Genomic DNA, 19916 nt, shown 5'->3' with positions numbered 1-19916 from the left:
TATTTTGCAGTTATCATCACTGCACTACTGGATGAGAAGCAACTCTTTGTCCAGGACGGCGATGAGGACAGCGAAATGAGCGATTACGCACGCCCCCCGCGACCCGATGACGAGGAAGAACGCCTGAGCGCCTTGAGCGCGGCGCAATTGCTCGACACGCAGCCCGAGGAAGTATTCGACCGGGTGACCCGCATGGCCTGCGCCGTGCTGGGTGTTCCGGTCAGCCTGATTTCACTGGTCGACAAGGACCGGCAATGGTTCAAGTCCAGTTCCGGCCTGGACGCCCGCGAGACCGGCAGGGACGTGTCGTTTTGCGGACATGCCATTCTTTCCGACGCGCCCTTCATCGTCGACGACACCAGCGCGGATGCCAGGTTCGCGGCCAATCCGCTCGTCACGGGTCCACCGGGGATACGCTTCTATGCAGGGATTCCCATCCATGCGGGCCCCAGCCGGATCGGCACGCTGTGCATCATCGATACCGCCCCGCGGACACTCGTCGCGCGTGACCTTACCCTGTTGAAGAGCATGGCACGAACAGTGGAGGATCTGCTGTATGTCAGGCAAGCAACGCTGGAGTCGGTCCACTCCCTGAACGACTGGATGCGGCATTACGGAAATGCGTCACGCAGCCGCGTTCAGGCACTGCGAAACCTGCTCCTGCGCGACCATCTGACCGGCCTGCCCAGCCGCGTGGCGATCGACAGCGCCATCAGGGATGGCCTCGGGGCGAGTGAACACAAAGGATCAGGGCTGCTGGCGGTGATAGACATCGATAACCTGTCCGCGGTGAATGAGCGGCTGGGGCACGATGCCGGCGACAGGCTGATCGCGTTGACCGCCGAACGCCTGCTCCAGGCGTCCGGGCCGGCTGACGTGGCGGCACGCATCGGTGGCGGCATGTTTGCTTTCCTGATGCGTGGCGCACCCGATTATCGTTCGGCGGTAGCGCGGCTGGCGGAAATCCATGAACTGCTGAATCGGGCGTTCGAAGGCACCCACGGCTCGATACGGTGCAGCCTGACCACGGGGTACGTAGCGATGGGGTGGCAGGAAGCAGATCCCGAAGCCTTGCTCGATACGGCACATGAGGCCGTGCGGCAGGCGAAAGCCCTCGGCCACGGCCTGATGAGTGCCTATAACCATGCGCTGGGCCGTCTCGGCCATCGGGCGCTGGAACATGACCTGCGCGCGGCGATTGCGACGGACCAGCTTTACCTGGTGTATCAACCCAAGATCGATTTCGACAGCGGCGACCTGGTCGGATGCGAAGCCTTGCTGCGCTGGCGGCATCCGTCGCTCGGGCTGGTCGCACCGTGCGACTTCATTCCGGTGGCCGAGGAAAGCGGCATCATCGTGCAACTCGGCCGGTGGACGCTCGACGAAGCGTGTCGCCAGATCCGGCGGTGGCTCGATGCGGGAGAAGTGGCACCCAGCGTCGCGGTCAACTTGTCGCCGCGACAGTTCCTGCACGGCGATATCGTGGAAGGCGTGCGGGCGTCACTGGCGGCCCACGGCATACCGGCTGGCTTGCTGGAACTGGAGCTGACCGAAACGGTCGCGGTCCGCGACATCGACCGTGTCATCGCCATCATGCATGAGCTGAAACGGCTGCACGTCAGTCTCAGCATCGACGATTTCGGCACCGGTTTTTCCAGCCTTTCCTACCTGATGCGGCTCCCGGTCGACCAGCTCAAGATCGATCGCTCGTTCATCAGTCATCTCGTCACGGACCAACGTGCGCAGGCGCTCGTGAAAGGGGTGATCGACATCGGCGATGGATTGGGAATGCGCGTCATTGCGGAAGGCGTCGAGACGCCCGCCCAGGCGTCGCTCTTGTCGGTGCTCGGGTGTTCGGTCATGCAGGGGTATTTTTTCGGCCGGCCGATGTCCCCGGACCAGCTCGAGGAAGCGCTGCGGGTACCCGCCGGCAAGAGGCGAACAGGAGCGCTCATGCGCAGTGCCGATGGGGCCTGACCAGGCGGTCGGCCCGTACGCAAGCGCGTTCGTACGGCAGTGGCGCGTCGCGGGCATCGGCAATGGGCGCAGGACGATCTGCCCGCGACGACCGTGCCTGGTGATCTGCGCGCCAACGTCTGATCAAGGGGCGGTAAGCTGGCGATCGTCACCCTCGAGACATGAAGGACATGATTGACTGACTACCTGAAAATCGATCGGCTCCTTGGGATGCTCCTTGTGATCCTCGGGTTCAACACCATGCTTGGCTGGCTTCTGCGGGTACCTGCCATGGTGGAGATCGTTCCAGGTCTCGTCCCCATGGTCTTCAATACAGGGTTGGGATTCGCGCTGGCGGGCATCGCGCTGATCGCTGGCGACCGCCGTGCGGGCACGGTGCGCGCGCTCATCGGGTATGCCATGCTGCTGCTGTACAGCATCACGCTGGCCGAACATGTCCTGGATGCCACCCTTGGCGTGGACATGGCGTGGGTCCATCAGTGGTACAACTACGGCAACACCCGCCCTGGCAGGATGGCGCCCAACAGCGCATTGGGTTTCATGCTCATCGGCGCTGTCAATGCCGCGGCGAGGTGCGTGCATTCGCGTGCCAGGGCGCGCATCGTGGTCATCCTGACCCTGTGCATCCTGACCATCGGCCTGACAGGGCTGGGCGGGTACCTGCTGGCGCCGGACCTGCTGTTCGGCTGGTCGCGCTCCGCCAGGATGGCCGTGCATACCGCCAGCGGCATGATCGTGGCGGCGATCGGGATCTGGGCCGGCTGGTCCGCCAGTACCTGGTACGCCGACACCCGGTTCTTCACGGAGGCGGGCAAGGTGCGCCTGCTGGGAACCGCCATCTTGATCGTTGTCACGACCACGGTCGGCCTGGCTGGCTTCGTGCTCATGCAGGAATCGCTGGAAAAGGCCATCGAAGGGCGCCTGCTGTCCGTCGTGCAAAGCCGCGGGCCCTGGCTGGCAACGATCACCCGTGAAACGGTCCAGCATGCACGCAGCGAACTGCGAATGGTGGAAGCCGTCGAAGCCGCCGTGCCTCTGTTGCGCCCGTCGCCGGCCGGCCGCCCGCCGCTTGCCTTCGACCGCGCGGCCCGGCGCCTGCTGGCGGAAGGTTATCCGCACGTCGCTGTCGAGGATGCAAACCGGCATGTCGTCAGGGAAGCCGGCGAATTCGAAGCGCCTGCGCAGTTCGTCGCCGTGCTGGACAAGGACGGCACTGAACTGGTCTGGAATGGCATGCCCATGCTGCGGGTCCGCGCGCCCGTGATCGAGGGCGGCCAGCTCATCGGCCACCTCCGGCTCGACAGGTCGTTGCAGTCATTTAACCGGGTGCTGTTCAATGTCGCGACACTGGGCGAGACCGCGGAGGTGTCCGCCTGCGTGCGGCAAGGCGGGCAGATGGTCTGCCTGCCGAACCGGCAGCATTCGCGCCCGTACCGGCTTGGTCTGGCGGAAGGAGATCGCCATCGCGACTTGCCGATGGAATACGCCCTTCGCGGCAAGGCCGGCGTCATGTATACGCTCGACTACCGCGGCCACAATGTGGTGGCGGCCTACGGCGAAATCGTCCCCGGCATGGGGTTTGTCGCCAGGCAAGATACCGTCGAGGCGTATGCGGTTATCCGCCGGGCGCTGGCAGTCGGCGTCCCGATCGTCCTGCTGATCGCCCTCGGCGGCGCTTACGTCCTGTACGCGCAGACCAATCCGCTGGTGACGCGCATGCATGATTCGGAGCGCCGCGCGGACCAGGCCGCCGCGGAGATCCGCACCCTGATGAACGCCGTAGCCGACGGCATCATGACCATTGGCGGCGATGGCCGGGTGCATTCGGCCAATCCCGCGGCATGCACGCTGTTCGGCTACGCCGACGAAGGGCTCGCGGGGCGCCATGTCGAGGGCCTCATTCATTGTGCCGTGGCGGATGGGCGCAGCTCGGGCGATGGTCACGCGGCGAAGCATCAACTCGCACAGCTGGTCGGCCGGGCCAACGTACAAGTGGAGGGGCAACGCAGCGATGGCATGCGATTTCCGCTTGAACTGGCGGTGACCGCGGTCAACGTCGAGGCGGACAAGCGTCTTGTGGCAATCATGCGCGACATCACCGAGCGCCAGGCCCTCGAGCGCAAGCTCGAGCGGATGGCGCAGTACGATGCGCTGACAGGGTTGGCCAACCGCACCCTGTTCGTCGACCGGCTGCGTATCGCACTGGCCCGCAGCCAGCGCCTGCAATCCTCGCTGGCGCTGCTGTATATCGATCTCGACGGCTTCAAGCAGGTGAACGACACGAAGGGACATCACGCGGGGGACGAGCTGCTGCTTGCCGTGGCGCAGCGCATCACGGCAATGGTCCGGCGTACCGATACGGTCGCCCGGTTGGGCGGCGACGAATTCACCGTCCTGCTGGAGGACGTGAACGAGGCAGGCCGGAATGCTCTCGCGGTGGCGGAAAAGATTCTCGCCGAGCTGCAGGTGCCGTTCCCGCTTGGTGCTGCCAGTGTCCGGATCGGTGCCAGCATCGGCGTGGTCGTGCAGAACGGCGCCGGGCCCGCGACCGATATCGAGCGCATCGTGCAGTTGGCGGATTCCCGCATGTACCTTGCCAAGCAGGGTGGCAAGAATCGGGTCATTGGTCCCTGACCTCCCGGCGAGAGAAAATTTCCAAGTTGTTAGCTTCTTTCCATCGGGTTCGTTGCGTCGTATCCGTTAAGTCTTTCAAATACCTGGGATGTGTTTGCCAAAAACTTGAAAGGCTACAGCGTGAGAGTCAAAGATTTGTCGATTGCCAAGAGACTGGGCATGGGATTCGGCGTCGTGAGCGTCTTGCTCGTTTTCCAGATCGTGATGAGTAACATCATGCTTGGGCGCATGGATGCGAGCACCGATGCGATCGTGCATGACCGGATGCCAAAGATCCTGGCGACCAAGGACATGCTTCTGGAAGTGAACGATATCGCCATCGCTTTGCGCAATATGATACTGACGCCCGTCGCAGCCGACCGGACAGCGCAGATGGACGAAGTCAAGGCGTCGAGAACCGCGATCGCCGCCATCCTGGGCTCGCTGGATGGATCGATCAAGCGACCCGAGGCACGGGCACTGCTGGAACAGGTCAGGAAGGATATGGATACCTACGTCGCTGGCCAGGATCGGCTGGTCCAGCTCGTCAACGACGGAAATCCCGACGCGGCGCGGGCGCTGTTGAGCACGGAGCTCCGGCCCTTGCTGGCGCGCCTCAAGGGTGAGGCAAATGACCTGGTCAGCTTCCAGAAGGGGTTGAGCGATGAGGCGGCCGCAGCCGCCGCGGCAACGCACACCGAGTCGAGATTAGTTTCCATCGTCATCGGCGTGCTCGCCGTCGCCTTTGCTGGCGGCGTGGCCTGGTGGATCACGTCGTCGATCGTGCGACCCGTGCGCCGCGCCCTGGAAGTCGCCAATACTGTCGCTGCTGGCGACTTGACCAGCCAGATCGACGTCGAGACGGCGGATGAAATGGGGCAGTTGCTGCAGGCGATGAAAGCGATGAACGACAGCCTGGCGCAGACGGTTGCGACGGTTCGGTCGGGTACCGACACGATCGCGACCGCGGCGGCGGAGGTGGCTTCCGGCAGCCAGGACCTGTCGGCGCGCACGGAGCAGCAGGCCAGCTCCCTTGAAGAGACGGCGTCGTCGATGGAAGAGCTGACGTCGACCGTGAAGCAGAGCGCCGACAATGCCCGCCAGGCAAACTCGCTCGCGGAGAATGCTTCCACCATCGCTACCAGGGGCGGCGACGTGATTGGACAGGTCGTCACGACCATGGACGATATCCGTGCCTCGGCGGCGAAGATCGGCGACATCACCAGCGTCATCGACAGCATCGCGTTCCAGACCAATATCCTTGCGCTCAACGCGGCTGTCGAAGCTGCGCGCGCCGGCGAGCAGGGACGGGGCTTCGCCGTGGTGGCAAGCGAGGTGCGGAACCTGGCGCAGCGTTCCGCGGCAGCCGCCAGGGAAATCAAGCAGCTGATCGGCGATTCGACGGAAAAGGTCGCCAACGGTGCCGCGCTGGTAGCGCAGGCCGGCGCCACAATGTCGGAAATCGTCTCGAGCGTAAATCGTGTCACTGGCATCATGGGCGAGATCACCACGGCCAGCGCCGAGCAGACTGCGGGGATCGAACAGATCAACCAGGCGGTGGGAGAGATGGATTCGATGACCCAGCAAAACGCCGCACTGGTCGAGCAGGCCGCGGCGGCATCCGAAACCATGAGCGAGCAGGCTGGCAAGCTGGCGGAGGCGGTGTCGGTATTCCGTCTTCGCTCCGCGCACGCGCCGCTGCGCAGCGATGCCGGACGCCCTTCGTCACCGGCGAGGCATCCACGACTGGCAATGAGCTGACCAGGTAGCACTGGCCTTCATCGCATGAGGCGTCGCGCAAGGCTTCCATTGCCGCGGCGGTCTCGATCCCTCCGGCCAGGTCGGGTAGGTTGAGCACGTTCGCAGTGTCGATCATGCCAGGATAAGGCCTTTGCGGCGGGTGTCTCGGTCACGAAAGAACGGTCCAGCTGCAGCACATCGGTCCACGGCGGCGACCGCCGACCGTCCGGCATCCATGGCTCCACCGTCAGGAGTGCATCGGCAATATGGTTGCGCCCACCTGCCGCACCGTGAAATGTTGTAACCGTGCCGGCAACAGCTTTTTATTCGAAGCTGCAAGCGAGGCGGCGTATACTTCACGTCAATCAAGCCCGTCTGCGGCGCGGGCCATTCGATCGCGGAGAAGACATGGGCAAACGGGCGCTGTTCGGCACGACGCTGCTCGCTGCGGCCATTGCCGCGCTGGTGCCACCGTGGCTGGCCTACAGGGAGGCGGAGTACCAGGCGTACCGCACGGAGGCCGATTTCGCGCTCGGCTACGCCCGCGACCTGATGCGCCGGGTCGACGAAACCGGCAGCCAGGCGTTTCGTGGCATCGAGCAGCTAGCCAAGTCCGGCTATCCCCCGTGCTCGGCGCAATCTCAGGAACTGATGCGTCGCATCGACTTGTCGTCGACCTATATCCAGGCCATCGGGTATGTCCGGGGCGGCGTGCTGGCGTGCTCCTCGATGGGGGACCATTCCCTCGCGCTGGGCACGCGGACGTTTCGCACGTCCAGGGGCGTTCTCATTCATACCGAGGTGCCGCTTGGCAAAGACTCCTCCAGTCCGCTGATCGGCATCCAGCGGGGCGATTACGCCGCGCTGTTCCACCGCGACCTTCCGCTCGATACCTGGACCGCCGTGCCGGATGTGTCGCTTGCCGCGCTGCACCTGGAAATGCGCGACAGCGGAACCCCGATGACCAACCGCGGGTATGTCGACCGAAGCTGGCTGGCGCGCCTGGAGAACCGGCGCGAAGTGACCTTCCTGACCGGGCAGTATCTGGTTGCCGTGGTCCGTTCCGACAAATACCTGAACGCAGGGGTCGCGGCCGTGCCGCGCGCGCACCTGGACCGGCGTACGGCGGCCGCCGCGATGCGCCTCGTGCCCGCGGGGACCGTGGCTGGCCTGGCGCTGGCATTGGCGATCCTGTTGCTGGCACGGCGCCAGATGTCCATCGCGAACGCACTTCGGCATGCCCTGCGCAAGGACGAGTTTTTTCTGCTGTATCAACCCATCGTCGAACTGGCGACCGGCAAGTGGGTCGGTGCCGAGGCGCTGCTACGCTGGCGGCGCGCCACGGGTGAGCTGATCGGACCCGACCTGTTCATTCCGATTGCCGAGCAGACCGGCACGATCACGAAGCTGACCGGGCGCGTGATCCGCCTGGTCCAGCGTGACGCCGGCCGTTTCCTGGTCGATTTCCCGGGCTTTCACATCGCCCTGAATCTTTCCGCGTCCGATCTCCGGTCGACTGCCATCGTCGATCTGCTGGACCGGCTGCTCGCACAGACGGGCGCCAGGCCGGCCAACCTCATCGTCGAGCTGACCGAGCGCGCATTGCTCGACATCGGGTCCGCGCGAAAAGTGATTTCCGCCCTGCGCAAGCGGGGTATCGAGGTCGCCGTCGATGATTTCGGCACGGGGTATTCCAGCCTTTCCTATCTGGAATCGCTGGAACTCGACTACCTGAAGATCGACCGTTCCTTCATCGAAGCCATCGGCACGCGGGCACCGACCAGCCAGGTCGTCAGCCACATCATCCGCATGGCCGATGCGATGGGCTTACGCATGATTGCCGAGGGCGTCGAGACCCAGGCGCAGGCGGACTTCCTGATCGCGAACGGCGTGCAATATGCGCAGGGCTGGCTGTTCGCCAAACCGATATCGTTTGACGAGCTGAGCCGCGCGCTGGATGGAACGCTTCCTGAACGCGCGGACCGGCTGGCCGCCGGGCAGTGACGCCAGAGCTGGCGCACTGTCCGGATCCACGCCGTGTCGAACAGCGCCAAGTCGCGATGCCGCGGCAATGGAGCAGTGAGTGTCGGCCGCGTCGGGTCATCGCGGCGACCGTTAGGCCATGTGGCCGCCATGCCCCGGTTTTCCAGGATGTCGCCGTGGCCAGGGCGGGACCGCCTTCGGTCCCTGTCCCGATGTCGATCCCGCTCCCGATACCCGCCGCTGATTTCAGGGAGCGATCGGGAACACCGGCACCTGCCGCAGGGCGGACAGGCCGACCACGAAGGAGGCTGGTCCGGTAGCGTCGACAGGGCCGCCGACGTCGTTGAAGACATGTTCGAAGCCGCCCGAGCCGAACACCTTGCCAGCGCTCGTGTTCGTGAAGCGCACGCCCGGCGCGACCGGCGCCCTGATCGCGCTGCGCGCATAGATGACGGCCGGTGGCGGGGCACGGAAGAACGTCCAGCTGATCAATCCGGTGGCGTCGTGCGAGGTCACGTTGCCGGCCACTTCATAGCATGGATAGCCGTTCTCGGTCGTCTTTTCCATGCGATTCATCCAGCGATCCTGGGAGGGCGGGTCGTACGGCGGCTCGCATTCCATGAAGATCGTGCGCCCGCCGTTGGCGTTCCACACGACTTGCGACTTCTGAAAGTGCTCGGCGAACAGGCCCAATGCGGTGACGTTGGCGCCGTTCACGACCAGGCCATGGTCCGCCAGGTTGATGTCCCAGCCGACCGTATCCGGATTGCCATGGTCGGCGCGCCACAGCCAGGCGTGATCGACCAGCACGTCGTTCTGGTTGATCTCGAGGCTGGTCGTCGCCATGCCGGCGTAGGAACCGCCGATGCGGATGAAAATATCGTGCAGGGTCGTCGGATCGGATGCTATCCCCTTGCTGGCACCCTTTGGCCCGACCTGCACCAGTACCTCCGAACGTTTCGTGTTGGCGTCCACCATGAACGACGACAGGATAACGCCGGGAACGTCGTCGACCAGGACCGCGGCGGTGCCGCTGGTCGGTGTCAGCGTGGCCAGGCCCATGCCCATCACGACAGTGTTGGCGCGGCTGACCTGGATCGGCCTGTCGATCGCATGGACCCCGGGTGTCAGCAGAAGATGCTTGCCCTGTGCGAGTGCCTCGTTGATCGCCGCGGCCGAGTCGCCAGGCCTGGCGACATGGAACGCGGACATCGGCAGCGGCGTTCCATCGCGTGCCGTCACGCCCCAGTTGACGCCACGCGCGCTGGTGCGCAGCGACGGGACGAACACCAGGAACCGCTTGCCATCGTGATAGAGATACGGTGCCTCGCGCGAGAGGGGCGTCGAGGCCAGCGAGGTCTTGTCGCCAGGGGCGAACCGCGTCGCGGGCGCGCCAACGACGCCGGAGGTCACGATATTGGCGGATCGTCCCTGCCAGCTGCCGATTTCGCTGTCGCGGGTGTAGTACTGCGCCTGCCCGCCTTCGACCGCGCCGGTAACGGCTGGCTTGCGGTCCTCTTCCCATGCGAATGCGGAACGGACTTCGCCGGTGACGCGGCTGTTCGCGATGAAATTGCCGAATGCTATGCCGCCGGCCAGGTCGAGATTGCCGACCACGTGGAGGCGCCGCAGCGGCGACGCCTGCGACGTATTCCAGCGCATCGTGTGCGCCGGTTCGTCGGCCTGGATCGGATGGATCGTCATGTTCGCCAGGGATCGCCAGAAGGTCGACAGCGCAGGCTGGCCCGCCACGCCGGCGCGCAGGTTGCCATTGATCGTCACCCCGGCCGGCGCTGCGCCCAGGCCGTGCACGGTCATGTTGACGCCTACCGGGGAATCGACGTGTCCTGTCGCCGTGGCGGGATTGAACTGGCCGGCCGCACTGCCGTAGGTACCCGGCATGAAATACACGGCGTGGCGCTTGTCGTCGAAGCCGTTCGACTGGGCCGCCAGGCTGCGCAGCCTGGCGTTGATGTCGGCAATGGCCATGGCCGGCGTGAAGATGGTCACGTTCGGCCCGAAATCCGGCACCGGCTCCGCGGCCTGGCCGGCGGCCGGCGCGGTCTCGCTGGCCCGTCCATGGCTTCCGCCGCAGGCGGTCAAGAGAACAGCGGCGGCGGCGACCAGCGCCAGCGCATGCATTCCCTGCTCACGCATTCCTTGATGTGTCATTCGAGTCTCCATGCTTGGTATCGGGAGGCGCGCGTTTCCAGTCTCGGCGCCTGGTGTTCCGGGGGCGAATCGAACGGCAGGCGGCAGGGAAATGCTGCTTGCCGGATCCCGGCTCAGGAATGGGTCAGCAAGGCCCGGTCTGCCCGGCCCGGCAGGAAGCAGACCACCGCGCAGGCGGCGATGGCGGCGGCGGCCAGCCCGAGGCTCGCATAGCCCGACAGCTTCACCACCGTGCCGCCGAGGATGGGGCCGATCGCCGCGCCGGTCATCAGCATGGCCGGTGTCGCGCCCACCGCGCGGCCGCTCGGGTCGAGCGCGGCCAGCAGGCCGAACGCGAAGGTGTGGGTAAAGATCATCACGGCGGCGAAGCACGCCGCGCCGGCGGCATAGGGCAGGACGGTCTGGCTCTGCGTCATCAGCAACGCCAGCACTGCCTGGACGACGGGACCGCACACCAGCACCACGCGTGGATTGACGCGCTGTTGCAGGAACGCGGCAAGCGGTGCGGGAAGCAGATTGACGAAGCCCAGTGCGATGAGCACGCCCGCCACGGCAGCCGCGTCGAAACCCCGCTCGGCGCCGATGCGCTCGACGAAGGCGAAGATCATCGCCTGGACGAGGGCCATGCAGCTGACGCCGATCGCCGCCAGCCATACCGCGCGCGGCAATTTGCCCGCCATGCGCTGCGCCTCCGTGCTCGCGGCGCGGGACGTGGGGAAGGCCAGTGCGGCGACGCAGGCGGCAAAGGCCATGATGCCGCAGAAGCTCCAGAACAGTGCCGGCGCGCCCAGCGCGGCCACGAGCTTCGGCACGCCGCCCATGAACAGGATACCGAAAACGCCCAGTGCAAAGCCGACGATGGCGAACAGCCGGTGCGGGTTGCCGCTGCCGCCGATAGTCGCGTGCGTCACGCTCAACGCGGTCGCGGCAGCCAGTCCGGCCACCACGTGCAGCACGGCCATCGCCGCATAACCGTCGACCAGCCCGACAGCGCCGAAGGCCAGCGCCGCCACGGCGAAGCCGCCGGCCGCGGTGGCGCGTGCGGGCACGCGGACCGAGCGGGGGGCCACGAACAGGCTGGCGCACACGGCGCCGGCCAGGAACAGGGTGGCCAGTCCGCCCGCCTGCTGCGGGTCCAGGCCGTAGCCGCTGATCAGCACACCGACCCAGACCGGCAGTGCGACCAGGTCGACCATCCCGGCACAATGCGCCACCATCAGGCTGGCGCGGCCAGCCCGGCTTTCACTGGTTGTTTTCATTCTTGTCTCCTGTATTTTTGGGCCGTTCGTGCGAACGCACCGGCAGGCCGCGCCGATGCGCCTGCCCGCGGCGATGCACTCACCGTTCACGCGGCATGGGATGCCGCGAGACGAGTGCCCTTGTATTTGTATGTGCTTGCAACGGCTCCTCAATGTAGCGGTGGCATGTCACCGTCACAAGTCGGACCTTTCGATTGCAGGTATCGGCCAGGGCGATGAATCGGCCATTCAACGACGCCACCGGAAACGCCCGACGCGTGGGCCGAGCCAGGGCTTTGCGCGAGTCCTCTTCCAAAAGCAATAGCTCTCGATGCCTAAATGAGATTGATTCGTATTATGTTTTGGTGGCTTATAATGGCGAATTCCTTTTTCACCGCCTGCTCATGATCCAGTCCGCCTTCCCCATGACTTCCTTCACGTCCATCGCCAGCGCCGTGGCACTGCTTGCCGCGGGTGCCGTGCATGCACAGGAAAGCGGGGCCCCGGCGCCGCAAACCATGCAGACCGTCGTGATCAGCGCATCGGCGGATGCGTCGGCCGAGGGGCTGACGAAGGCCTATTCGGGCGGCCAGGTCGCCAGGGGAGGGCGGGTCGGCCTGCTGGGCAACGTGGACATGATGGATACGCCGTTCAACGCCACCAGCTACACCCAGCAACTGCTGCAGGACCAGCAGACCCACAGTGTGGCGGATGTCCTGCAGAACGACCCTGGCGTGCGGGTCACGCGCGGCTTCGGCAACTACCAGGAGATGTACGTGATCCGTGGTTTCGCGGCCAACTCCGACGACCTGGCCTACAACGGTTTGTACGGCATCCTGCCGCGCCAGTACGTGGCGACCGAGCTGCTGGAACGCGTGGAAGTCTTCCGCGGCGCCAGCGCTTTCCTGAACGGCGCCGCGCCCGGTGGCGGCGGCATCGGCGGTTCGATCAACCTGCTGCCGAAGCGTGCCGGCAACGCGGCGCTGACCTCCGTCACGGCCGGTATCGAATCCGGTGGCCAGGGCTATGCCGCGGCCGATATCGGGCGGCGTTTCGGCCCCGAGGGCCGCGCCGGCATCCGCGTCAATGCCGTGCGCCGCGATGGCGATACCGCCGTGGACCGGGAACAGCGCGAACTGTCGCTGGCTTCCGTGGGGCTGGACTGGAATGGCGGGAACTACCGCGTGTCCGCCGACGTCGGGTACCAGGATCACCAGCTGACGGCCGCCCGCCCCAGCGTCAATGTCAACGCCGGCGTGCCGGTTCCCGTCGTGCCGGATGGCCGCAGCAACTACGCGCAGCCATGGACGCATTCGAACGAGCGCGACACGTTCGGCACCCTGCGCGGCGAGCTCGATCTCGCTAAAGACACGGTGACCTGGGCGGCGTTCGGCGCACGTTCGGGGCGCGAGTCGAACATCCTGGCCGCGCCGCGTGTCGCCGCGGCCGACGGCACCGCCGCGATGTACCGCTTCGACAACGAACGCAAGGATACGGTGCGTACCGGCGAAGCGGGTGTTCGTACGAGGCTGCGCACTGGTGCGGTCGGCCATGCGATCAGCGCGACGGCGACAGGTTTCTGGAGCGATTCGCGCAACGCGTACGCGATGAGCAATTCCACCAGTGCCGGCATGTTCCGCACCAACCTGTACGCGCCGGTGGACAACATCGCGCCGGCGGCCACCTACCTGGTCGGCGGCCGCCTGGATGCGCCCCTGACCACCAGCAAGACCATCCTGTCGAGCTATGCGATCGCCGATACCCTGTCGCTCCTGGACGAGAAGGTGCTGGTCACCGTGGGGCTGCGCCACCAGCGCATCAAGGATTACAGCTACAACTACAACACGGGTGCGGAAACGTCCGCCTATGACCAGAGCCGCAACACGCCCGTCGCCGCCGTCGTGTTCAAGCCCGCGAAGAACGTCTCGGTCTATGCGAATTACATCGAAGGCCTGCAGAAAGGCATGACCGCTTCCGGTACCGGCGTGATCAACCTGGGCGAGACCTTCGCGCCGACAGTGTCGCGCCAAAAGGAAGTCGGCGCCAAGTACGACGCCGGCACCATCGGCTTCACGGCTGCCGCCTTCGTCACGGCGCAGCCGCAGGCGTACGTCGTGAACAACGTTTACGGGCTCAATGGCGAGCAGCGCAACCGCGGCGTGGAGATGACGGTCTTCGGCCAGCCCGTGCGCGGCCTGCGCCTGCTGGGCGGGCTGACGCTGATCGATGCCGAACAGCGCCGCACCAATGGCGGCCTGCGCGACGGCAACGATGCGGTCGGCGTGCCGGACCGCCAGCTGAACCTGAACGCCGACTGGGACGTGCCCGGCGTGCGCGGCCTGGCGCTGAATGGCCGCGTGGCGTACACCTCGCAGCAGTACCTCGATGGCGGCAACCTGCAACGGGTGCCATCGTGGACCCGGACCGACGTGGGCGTGCGTTACCTGGCCAGCCTGGGCGAGCGGACGTTGACCTTGCGCGCGCGCGTCGACAACCTGTTCGACCGCGACTACTGGGCCTCCGCCGGTGGCGCGTCGGGTGCCGGCTATCTCGTGCAGGGCACGCCCCGCACGGTGGCAGTGACGGCCGCGGTCGAATTCTGAGGCGCTGCGTCGCGGCTCAGCAAGTCGCGTCGCGGACTGTCAGGGCGACGTCGGCCGCGCCGCTTGACCAGGTCGAGTCAAGGAAGCGGCGGTGGCGATCGGCCTCACCCAGATATTCCGGAAGCTGACTGGATCGCCATGATCCTGCAGCTTGATCGGCGCGGCACCATGCTGGCGATAGGACGGCTTGCCGGCATAGACCGACTCCCCCTGGAGTGCGACATGATGCTGTACCAGCACGCCGTTGTGCAGGGCGGTGACATACGCCGGTGACAGCAATGCGCCATCGCTGGCAAAGCGCGGCGCGGTCCATAGCACGTCATAGGTCTGCCATTCCCCCGCCGCGGCGCAGGCATTCGCCAGCGGGATGTGCTGCTTGTAGATGCTGGCCGCCTGCCCGTTCGCGTACGTACGATTGTCGGCGCAGTCGAGGATCTGGATCTCGTAGCCGCTGTCGATGCCGGTCGAGGCCAGGAACAGGCCGCTGTTTCCCTTGCCCTGGCCGCTGCCCGTGGCCGATGCCGGCACACGCCACTCGAGATGGATCTGGTAGTCCGTGAACAGCCGCCTGGTCTGGATGTTGCCGCTCCCGGCGCGCACGGTGAACACGCCGTCCTTCACGGTCCAGCTGGCCGGTTGGCCGGGCGATGCGGTCGACACCCATTCGCGAAGATCCTGCCCGCCGAACAGCACGATCGCATCCGACGGCGCGGCGGCCGGGGAGCCCGGAGCGACGCGCGCGGGTTCCGGTGCCCATACTTCCGTGTCCTTCGGGTCCGGCGGGGGAGGCGCCTGGTGTTGCGCGGTGGCGGAAACCATCGCCGGGAATCCGATCCATGCCACGGCCGTCCTTGCAATCATCATTGATCCTGTCATTGTTTTGCCCGGCACGCCCGGGTCAGCGATGCATTCATGCCGATCACGGGTATCGGGATGGCCGCTCGATCCGGACCTTTGCCTTGCAAGCCCGGCCAGCCCCGATTATGCGATACCCGGCGCAAACCGCCAACCGGGCACCCGGCGGCGGCCTGGCAGCATTGCGGCATGACAGTGCCCGCGCGCCATCGGCGCACACCGGCGACTATACTTGCGGTCAACGGGCCAGGCATCGGCTCATCGATCGCGAGTCAATTAATGAAGCAGCGTGCGGTATTTGTCGCAACGTCACTGGCGGTCCTTGTCGCGCTCACGGTGCCCCCATGGCTTGCGCTGCGTGAAGCCCGGCAGCAGGCCTACCGCGCGGAAGCCGACCTGGCGCTCGGCTACGCCAGCGATATCGTGCGCCGGGCCGACGATACCGAGAAACAGGCGCTGGCCGGCATCGACCAGCTGGCGCGATCGGGCCATGCTCCCTGTTCCGCCGCGTCGCAGGCGCTGATGCGGCATATCGACCTGACCTCGATCTACCTGCAGGCCATCGGCCATGTCAGGGATGGTGTCCTGGTCTGCTCATCGATGGGCGACGAGCCGGTCCCGCTGGGGGCGCAGGTGTTCCGTTCGTCGACCGGGGTAACGCTGTACGCGAGCGTGCCGCTGCGCGATGGCGTGAAGAGTCCACTGCTCGGCTTTCAGAAGGGTAACTTCGCGGCGCTGATCCACCGCGACCTGCCGCTCGACGCCTGGACGGCGGTGCCGGGCGTGTCGCTGGCGATGATGCACCTGGAATTTTCGCGCAACGGTCCGCCGGTCACCCATCGGGGGCATATCGAACGGAGCTGGCTGGCGCGCCTGGGGGAGCGCCGTGAAGCGACGATCGTCATGGACGGCCATCTCGTCGCGCTGGTGCGCTCGCGGCAGTTTCCCACGGCCGGTATCGCCGCGGTACCGGTTTCCTACCTGGACCGGCGCACCAGCGCCCTGGCAAGGCGGTTCGTGCCCGCCGGGGTGATCGCCGGCCTGGCGTTGGCGGCGGCGATCTGCATGCTGGCGCGCCGCCAGCTGTCGCTGGCCAGCGCCTTGCGCCAGGGGCTGCGGCGCAACGAGTTCTTCCTGGCCTACCAGCCGATCGTCGAACTGGCGACGGGCCGGTGGGTGGGAGCGGAAGCGTTGCTGCGCTGGCGCCGGTCGAACGGAGAACTGATCGGGCCCGATCTTTTTATCCCTGTCGCGGAACGCACCGGGACCATCACGAAACTAACCGAACGGGTGCTGGAACTGGTGGCACGCGACGTCGGCGATTTCCTCGCGAGGAACCCCGCGTTCCATATCGCCGTGAACCTGTCCGCGGCCGACCTGAACTTGCCTGTCACCAGGACCTTGCTCGACAAATTGCTGGCCGACGCCGGCGCCACGCCGTCCAACCTGATCGTGGAGATGACCGAACGGGCGCTGCTGGACATCGCGACGGCGAAACCGGTCATTGCCAGCCTGCGTTCCGGCGGCATCGAGGTGGCCGTGGACGACTTCGGCACGGGCTACTCGAGCCTGTCCTACCTGGAGTCGTTCGAGCTCGATTTCCTGAAGATCGACCGCGCTTTCACCGAGGCCATCGGGACGCGCTCGCCCACCGACCAGGTGGTGCACCACATCATCGCCATGGCCCAGACCATGAAACTGCGCATCATCGCCGAAGGGGTGGAAACCGAGGCGCAAGCCGAGTACCTGCTCGGGCGCGGCGTGCAGTTCGCCCAGGGCTGGCGCTTCGCCAGGGCCATGCCCTGGAGCGAGCTGCGGGCCGCCTTCGAGCAGCGTGGTTCGGGAAGTTCGCGTGCCCCGGCGAACGACCTGGCGGACGTGCGGTGACGCGGCCGGCCGCTTGCCGCATGGCGAGCCCGGCGCCGGATCGTCTTCAGCCGGATCAACTTCAGCCGGATCAACTTCAGCCGGAGATTGTGCTGGCGGACGCGGTGTCCGCTTCCTGTGCCAGGAACGCCTCCAGCTCGGCCATCGGCATCGGCCGGGCAAACAGGTAGCCCTGGCCTTCATCGCACGCGGCGTCGCGCAGCGCCTCCATGGCCACGGTGGTCTCGATCCCCTCGGCCACCACGGACAGGTTGAGCACGTGCGCCATGTCGATCAGCGCCCGCACGAAGCCGTCGCCGGCGGGATTCTCCGCGACGAAGGAGCGGTCCAGCTTCAGCACGTCGATCGGCAGGCGTTTCAGGTAGGACAGGCTGGAATAGCCGGTGCCGAAATCGTCGATCGACAGGCGCACGCCCAGCGCCTTCAGGCCTTGCATCACTTGCACGGACTGGCCCAGGTCCTCGATCAGCGCGCTTTCCGTCAATTCCAGTTCCAGCGCCTCCGCCGGCAAGCCCGATTCGGCCAGTGCGGTGCGCACCTGGCCGATCAGGTCGGGCGAGCGCAACTGGCGCGCCGAGATATTGACCGACACATGCAGGGCCAGGCCGAAGCGGTCGTTGACGTGCTGCACGTCGCGGCATGCCGCTTCCAGCACCCAGCAGCCGATGGTGCCGATCTGGCCACGTTCCTCGGCCAGCGGAATGAACTCCAGCGGCGGCACGCGGCCGAATTCGGGATGCTGCCAGCGCAGCAGCGCTTCCACGCCCAGCGTGCGCAGCGAGCGCAAGTCGACGCGCGGCTGGTAATGCACCGAGAACTGCCGCTGCTCCAGCGCGCGGTGCAGTGCCGCCTCGAGCTGCAGGCGCCGCCGCGCCTCCAGGCACATTTCCGGCTCGAAGAACTGGAACGAACCATCGCCGAGCGCCTTGGCCTTGTACATTGCCGTGTCCGCTTTCTGGAACAGCTCGTCGGTCGACGTGACATCGGTTCCGGCATGGCTGATACCGATCGACGCGCCCACGCGCATTTCCATGCCGTCGGCGACGAACGGCATCTCCATCGTCGCAAGCAGGCGCCCGGCGATGGCGACCGCCGCCTCGCGGCCCACGCAGCTGGCCGCGACCACGAACTCGTCGCCGCCCAGCCTCGCCACCACGTCGCCCGGCCGCATGCACGCCTGCAGGCGCTGGCCCACCTGGCGCAGCAGCCGGTCGCCGGTGGCGTGGCCCATCGAATCGTTGACTTCCTTGAAGCGGTTCAGGTCGATGAAGAACACCGTCGTCTCGCCGCGGCACTGGGCCAGCATGTCCGACACGCGCCGGTTGATCCAGGCGCGGTTCGGCAAGCCCGTCAGCGTGTCGCGGGTGGCCAGCTCCTCCATCCGGGCCTCGGCGCGCTTGCGCTCCGTGATATCGGTGACGAACGCCGTCAGCGACCGTGCCTGGCCTTGCGCATCGAGTTCGATGGTCTGGTTCACCAGGGCCACCACGTGGTGGCCCTGGCGGTGCAGCAGCACCGTCTCGAGCGCATGTTCGCGCGGGCCCGTGTGGCGGACATCGAGCGCTGCGCCGGCGTGGCCGCCCACCAGGATCTGCGCCACCGGCCTGCCGAGCAGCTCCTCGCGCGAATACCCGGACAGCTGGCACAGCGCGGGATTGATGTCGTCGATAATGCCGTCGCCGTTGACCAGCACATAGCCGGCCGGCGTGATGCGGATCGTTTCGCGGAAGCGCCGCTCGCTGTCGCGGATCTGCTGTTCGCGCGCCACGCGTTCCGAGATGTCATGGAAGAAGACCGACAAGCCTTCCTCGTGTGCGTAGATCCGCTCGCTGACCCAGACCCCCGCCGGTTCGTAGAAAGCCTCGAAGCTGATACTTTCGCGGCGTGCCATGGCGATGCGCAAGTGCTCCCCGACCACCGATTCGCTCAAGCCGCCGGCCACGTCCCACACCACCTTGCCGATCGCCGCATCGCGGTCGATACCGGCGAACGCCGCCGCGCGATGATTCGCATACACGATTTCCCATTGCGCGTTGACCGAGAAGAAGCCATCGGTGATGCTCTCGATCAGGGTACGGTTTTGCTCGGCCATGCATTCGAGGCGCTGCAGCATCTCCTTTTCGCGCGCGATATGGCGCGAGACGAACACGGCGCCCAGGCAATCGCCCGTGACCGGATCGGTGACCATGCGTGTCTTCGACGCCAGCGCCAGATAGCGGCCTTCGGTGTCGCGCTTGCGGATCTCGATCGCGTTCGGCCGGGTCTCGCCGGCCAGGATGCGCCCCATGTCATCGTTGGCGTGGGCATGGTCGTCCGGGTGGACGAAGTCGATCGCGGGTTGCCCGATCAACTGTTCCCTTGTCCAGCCGAGGCTGCGCGTGAACGACGCTGAAATGTCGATGTAGCGCCCGTCCAGGCCACAGTAGGCCACCAGGTCGGTCGCGTTGTCGACCAATAGCCGCAGCGTCGCAGCATCCCGGACCGCGGCATCGAGCGCATCGCGCCGCTCCGTCACGTCGACCAGCGTGCCCGCATGGCCGTCGCCCTGTTGCCGCGGCAGTCCGGTGACCAGCACATGCCGCCGCTGGCCATCGCTGCAGGTGACCTCCAGCTCGCATTCAAAGGGCTGGCGCCGGGCCAGCACGCCATCGAGTTCGCACGCCACGGCGGCGCCGTCCACGGTGGCGACCGCCGCCAGCCAGTCCGCCAGCGGCATGCCGGCCATTTGCGGCAGCAGCCCGGGACACCACTCCAGCGGCGCTGCGCAGACACCGTCCGCATCGGTGGACCATGCCAGGTGAAGGAGCTGTTCTTGGGGCGAGCTGCGTTCGCGAATCATGGTGGGGCG

10 protein-coding genes are annotated in these 19916 nt (G+C 66.2%); 6 read left to right on the top strand and 4 right to left on the bottom strand.

All coding sequences use genetic code 11. The features are described from left to right. Positions 1-75 precede the first annotated feature (75 nt). The 4 genes from EYF70_RS17315 (at position 76) to EYF70_RS17300 (ending at position 8334) form a co-directional block, all read left to right on the top strand. Positions 76-1977 (top strand): putative bifunctional diguanylate cyclase/phosphodiesterase, encoded by a 1902-nt coding sequence (locus tag EYF70_RS17315; protein WP_131146519.1) that lies wholly within the window; start codon positions 76-78, stop codon positions 1975-1977. 174 nt (positions 1978-2151) lie between these two features. Beyond that, positions 2152-4611 (top strand): sensor domain-containing diguanylate cyclase, encoded by a 2460-nt coding sequence (locus tag EYF70_RS17310; protein ID WP_131146518.1) that lies wholly within the window; start codon positions 2152-2154, stop codon positions 4609-4611. 159 nt (positions 4612-4770) lie between these two features. After that, the gene (locus EYF70_RS17305) at positions 4771-6351 is read left to right on the top strand and encodes a methyl-accepting chemotaxis protein (RefSeq protein ID WP_218943690.1); all 1581 of its coding nucleotides are present in this window, start codon (positions 4771-4773) and stop codon (positions 6349-6351) included. A 387-nt stretch (positions 6352-6738) separates the two neighbouring features. Then, complete coding sequence (locus EYF70_RS17300; RefSeq protein ID WP_131146516.1) at positions 6739-8334, top strand: EAL domain-containing protein; 1596 nt, start codon at positions 6739-6741, stop codon at positions 8332-8334. Positions 8335-8559: 225 nt separating this feature from the next. On the opposite strand, the gene EYF70_RS17295 is transcribed toward EYF70_RS17300, so the two are convergent. Together EYF70_RS17295 and EYF70_RS17290 are read right to left on the bottom strand one after the other, a co-directional pair. Then, entirely contained in the window at positions 8560-10485 is a 1926-nt protein-coding gene (locus tag EYF70_RS17295; protein WP_131146515.1) for a pectate lyase-like domain-containing protein, read from the bottom strand. 113 nt (positions 10486-10598) lie between these two features. Next, positions 10599-11744: an MFS transporter gene (locus tag EYF70_RS17290; protein ID WP_131146514.1), complete on the bottom strand. Its 1146-nt coding sequence runs from the start codon at positions 11742-11744 to the stop codon at positions 10599-10601. 404 nt (positions 11745-12148) lie between these two features. Here EYF70_RS17290 and EYF70_RS17285 point away from each other — a divergent pair, with 404 nt between their 5' ends. Then, positions 12149-14326, top strand: a complete 2178-nt coding sequence (locus EYF70_RS17285) for a TonB-dependent receptor (RefSeq protein ID WP_131146513.1) — start codon at positions 12149-12151, stop codon at positions 14324-14326. Positions 14327-14365: 39 nt separating this feature from the next. Here the strand turns inward: EYF70_RS17285 and EYF70_RS17280 are convergent, their stop codons facing one another. Further along, on the bottom strand, positions 14366-15190 hold the full coding sequence (locus EYF70_RS17280; RefSeq protein WP_229420426.1) for a 3-keto-disaccharide hydrolase: 825 nt from the start codon (positions 15188-15190) through the stop codon (positions 14366-14368). A gap of 270 nt (positions 15191-15460) precedes the next feature. Between EYF70_RS17280 and EYF70_RS17275 the strand changes: the two genes are divergently transcribed. Then, positions 15461-17068 carry an EAL domain-containing protein gene (locus EYF70_RS17275; RefSeq protein WP_165497713.1) on the top strand — a complete coding sequence of 536 codons (1608 nt, stop codon included), beginning with the start codon at positions 15461-15463 and terminating at the stop codon, positions 17066-17068. Positions 17069-17144: 76 nt separating this feature from the next. Here the strand turns inward: EYF70_RS17275 and EYF70_RS17270 are convergent, their stop codons facing one another. After that, positions 17145-19907, bottom strand: a complete 2763-nt coding sequence (locus EYF70_RS17270; RefSeq protein WP_165497712.1) for a bifunctional diguanylate cyclase/phosphodiesterase — start codon at positions 19905-19907, stop codon at positions 17145-17147. Between the last annotated feature and the right edge of the window lie 9 nt (positions 19908-19916).

Origin of the sequence: Pseudoduganella albidiflava, assembly GCF_004322755.1 — a bacterium.
Taxonomy (GTDB): domain Bacteria; phylum Pseudomonadota; class Gammaproteobacteria; order Burkholderiales; family Burkholderiaceae_D; genus Rugamonas; species Rugamonas albidiflava.
This window is presented reverse-complemented; position numbering and strand designations above follow the sequence as displayed.